This window comes from Achromobacter sp. 46006, assembly GCF_059761975.1.
In genome coordinates, this window is record NZ_JCBANN010000119.1 from 1 (window position 1) to 3,627 (window position 3,627).

The following is a 3,627-nucleotide window of genomic DNA, read 5'->3' on the forward strand; positions in this document are numbered from 1 at the left end:
GATCGAAAGATCGGCCCGCTTTGCATCATGCGTGCGCGCAGCGTGTCAGCCGCGCTTCTTGGCGATCAGGCCGACCACGAACAGCACGATGATCGCGCCCACCACCGAGCCGATCCAGCCCGCCGGTTCGCCGGGGGCGTACCAACCCAGGTTCTGGCCGAGGAAGCCGGCCACGACCGACCCGACAATGCCCAGGATGGTGGTCATGATGATGCCCATGTTCTGGTCTCCCGGCATGATCGCGCGGGCAATCAGCCCGACGATGAAGCCGACGATGATCATGATGATGATGCTCATGCACATACTCCTTGCGTGGGTAAAGGGCGATGTGCCCTGATATTACCCATGCGCGCGCTGGCCGCACTGTAACAACTGGTGTGTGGGGCAAGCGCGCAACATGCTGCGGCGCGTCGCCGCTGCAGCAATGTTGCATGCCGTCTTATGAGGTCAGGTCGATCAGTTGGCGCAGATCCCTGGTCATGGCCTCGATGCTGTCGGTGTCCGAAGCCAGCAGGCGGGCGCGGCCCTGGTTGTCGAAAATATACACGCCGCGGCTGTGCGTCACTTCGTACTGATCGGCATCGTCGCCGGGCCGGGGTTTCTCGATCTGGTAGGCCACGCGATAGCGGCGCGCCAGGTCGGCCACCTGCTTCTCGTTGCCGGTCACGCCAATGGCCTGGCTGTTGAAGGCGTTGACGTAGGCCTGCAGGATATCGGGCGTGTCGCGGTGTGGATCGACGCTGACGAAGACGATGCGCACGTCGCGCGCTTTTTCGCCCAGGTTCTGCAGGACTGCCGTCAACTGCGCCATGGTGGTGGGGCAGACGTCGGGGCAACTGGCATAACCGAAGAACAGCAGCACGGTCTTGCCCTTGAGGTCGTCGCTGCTGACCGTCTTGCCGCCGGCGCCCGGCAACGAGAATTTCAGGTCGGGCAGATGGCCCTTGATGTTGTAGAGCGTCCAATCGACATTGCGCTCGCCGCAGGCGGCAAGCAGCATGCACAGGGCCAGGAAAAGGCCGCGCCAGGCGCGTCCGGTAAGCAGGTGTCGCATGGGTTCCATCGCCGGTTGGGAGATAAACCCAACGATTCTACCCGCAGGCGCAAGGGCGGCCGCGCGCCGCCGCGCGGTGAAGTTGTCCTGGCGCAAGAGGCACGCGCCACCATTGGCTGCCGCGTGAGGCCGCACGCGTGAAGCTTTGCCGGAATATGGTTGGAGAACTGGCAAAACGGCACGCGCCGCTGGCCCAGGCCCGCAAAATTCAGGGCCGCGTCAGTAACCGGCGAGGTGTTCATCGTGCATTCCCCGGCAAGCCATGGCGGCAGCAGCGCGACGGTGCCATGAAACACGGCCCGCGCGGGGCGGGCCGTGTCTGGGAGGGCGTGGCCGTTCAGGCTGGGCTCATGCCGCTGTGACGCAACAGCGCGTCGATGCGCGGGGCGCGGCCGCGGAAGGCCGCGAACGACTCTGCCGCGGGGCGCGAGCCGCCGACGGCCAGCACTTCGCGGCGGAAACGCGCGCCGGTGGCCGGATCGAGCGTGCCCAGGGCGTTGCCTGCCTGCCTGGCCGCGGCTTCCTCGAACGCCTCGTAGGCGTCGGCTGACAGCACCTCGGCCCACTTGTAGCTGTAGTAGCCGGCGCCGTAGCCGCCCGCGAACAGGTGCGAGAAGGCATGCGGCAGGCGGTGCCAGGCGGGCGGGAACAGCACCGCGACCTCGGCGCGCACTTCCTGCAACAGGGCCAGCACTTCGGCGATGCTGGCGCCCTTGGCGCGGTCGTGCATCAGCATGTCGAACAGCGCGAACTCGATCTGGCGCACGGTCTGCATGCCGCTCTGGTAGTTGCGGGCCGCGACCAGGCGGTCGTAGAGCGCGCGCGGCAGCGGTTCGCCGCTGTCGACGTGGGCCGACAGCTTCTGCACCACCGCCCATTCCCAGCAGAAGTTCTCCATGAACTGCGAGGGCAGTTCGATGGCATCCCACTCGACGCTGGCGAAAGCGGCGGCGCCGGGCTCGTCCACTTCCGACAGCAGCGCGTGCAGGGCGTGGCCGGTTTCATGGAACAGGGTGATGACGTCGTCGTGCGTCAGCACGGCGGCGCGGTCGCCGTTGGGGCGCGAGAAATTGCAGGTCAGGTAGGCGATCGGCGTCTGCACGCGGCCGGCGACCACGCGGCGGGTGCGCTCGCTGTCGACCCAGGCGCCGCTCTGCTTGCCGGCGCGGGCGTACAGGTCCAGGTAGAGGTAGCCGATCAGGTCGCCCTGGGGACTTTCGACGCGCACGCCGCGCACGTCGGCATGCCACGACGACACCGGCGTTTCGGCCAGGCGCACGTCGAACAGGGTCTCGATGACCTCGAACAGGCCGGACAGCACGCGCGGCTCGGTGAAGTACTGCTTCACCTCGTCTTCGGAATAGGCGTAGCGCGATTCGCGCAGGCGCTCGGAGGCATAGGCCACGTCCCACGGCTGCAGCTCGGCCAGGCCGAGATCGGCGGCGGCGTAGTCCTTCAGCTCGGCCAGGTCGCGCTGGGCGTAGGGCTTGGCGCGGGCGGCGAGGTCGCGCAGGAAGGTGGTGACCTCCTTGGCGTCGCGCGCCATGCGCGTCTGCAGGCGCAGCGCGGCGAAGGTGCCCAGGCCCAGCAGGGTGGATTCCTCGGCGCGCAGGGCCAGCAGTTCCTCGATCAGGGGCGAGTTGTCGAACCGGGCATCGCCCTGTTCGGACGCCACCGTGCCGTAGCCGCGATACAGCGCCTCGCGCAGCGAGCGGTCCTGCGCGTACTGCATGACGGGCAGGTAGCAGGGCATCTTCAGCGTCAGCTTCCAGCCCGGCTGGCCGTCTTCCTCGGCGGCGGCGCGCGCGGCGGCCCGCACGTCGGCGGGAATGCCGGCCAGGCGGGCCTCGTCCTCGATCCGCAGCGACCAGGCGTCGATGGCGTCCAGCACGTTCTCGGAGAATTTCTGCGAGGCCTGCGCTTCGCGGTCGGAAATCGCGGCGTAGCGTTCGCGGTCGGCGCCGCGCAGCTCGACGCCGCTCAGGCGGAAGTCGCGCAGCGCCATCTCGACGATGCGGCGGCGCACCGGCGACCACGAGGCGAAATCGGGCGCGGCGGCCAGGCGCTGGTACTGCTGGTACAGGCCTTCGTGCAGGCCGACCCAGGTCGAGAACTCGGTCACCAGCGGCAGGGCGGCGTTGTAGGCCTCGCGCAGCTCGGGGGTGTTGACCACGGCGTTCAGGTGGCCGGCCACCGACCAGGCGCGCCACAGCCGCTCGGACGCGGTATCCAGCGGCTCGACCACGGCTTCCCAGGTGGGCGCCAGCGCCGGATCGGCGGCGCGGTCCACGGCCTGACGGGCGATGCCCAGCAGTTCCTCGATGGCGGGCACCACGTGGGCGGGCTTGACCGCCTGGTAGTCGACCAGTTCTGAGACGGGGGCGAGCAGGGGATTCTGGATCATGGTGTTACCAATTGCGTGAGAGGAGGGCGGGCAGCGCGCGAGTGCGGCGCCGGCAGGCATAGGGATCAGGTTGGGGCGGCAGGCCGAAAAGCAAGGGCCGGCCCTGCGCGCCCGGTTCCGCGCGGCGGGCCCAGAGACGACTGTGGGTTTGCCCCGGCCCCCGGAAGGG

The 3,627-nt window shown here is 68.7% G+C and carries 3 protein-coding genes; all 3 read right to left on the minus strand.

Features of this window, described 5'->3' with window-relative positions; genetic code table 11:
* Nucleotides 1–45: 45 nt before the first annotated feature.
* The gene (locus AC6LKG_RS26315) at nucleotides 46–297 is read right to left on the minus strand and encodes a GlsB/YeaQ/YmgE family stress response membrane protein (RefSeq protein WP_498169897.1); all 252 of its coding nucleotides are present in this window, start codon (nucleotides 295–297) and stop codon (nucleotides 46–48) included.
* Between the two features lie 142 nt (nucleotides 298–439).
* A complete protein-coding gene (locus tag AC6LKG_RS26320; protein WP_498169899.1) occupies nucleotides 440–1,054 on the minus strand; it encodes an SCO family protein in 615 nt (204 codons plus the stop codon).
* A 337-nt stretch (nucleotides 1,055–1,391) separates the two neighbouring features.
* Nucleotides 1,392–3,458, minus strand: coding sequence for a M3 family metallopeptidase (locus AC6LKG_RS26325; protein ID WP_498169901.1), 2,067 nt, complete (start codon nucleotides 3,456–3,458; stop codon nucleotides 1,392–1,394).
* Nucleotides 3,459–3,627 lie beyond the last annotated feature (169 nt).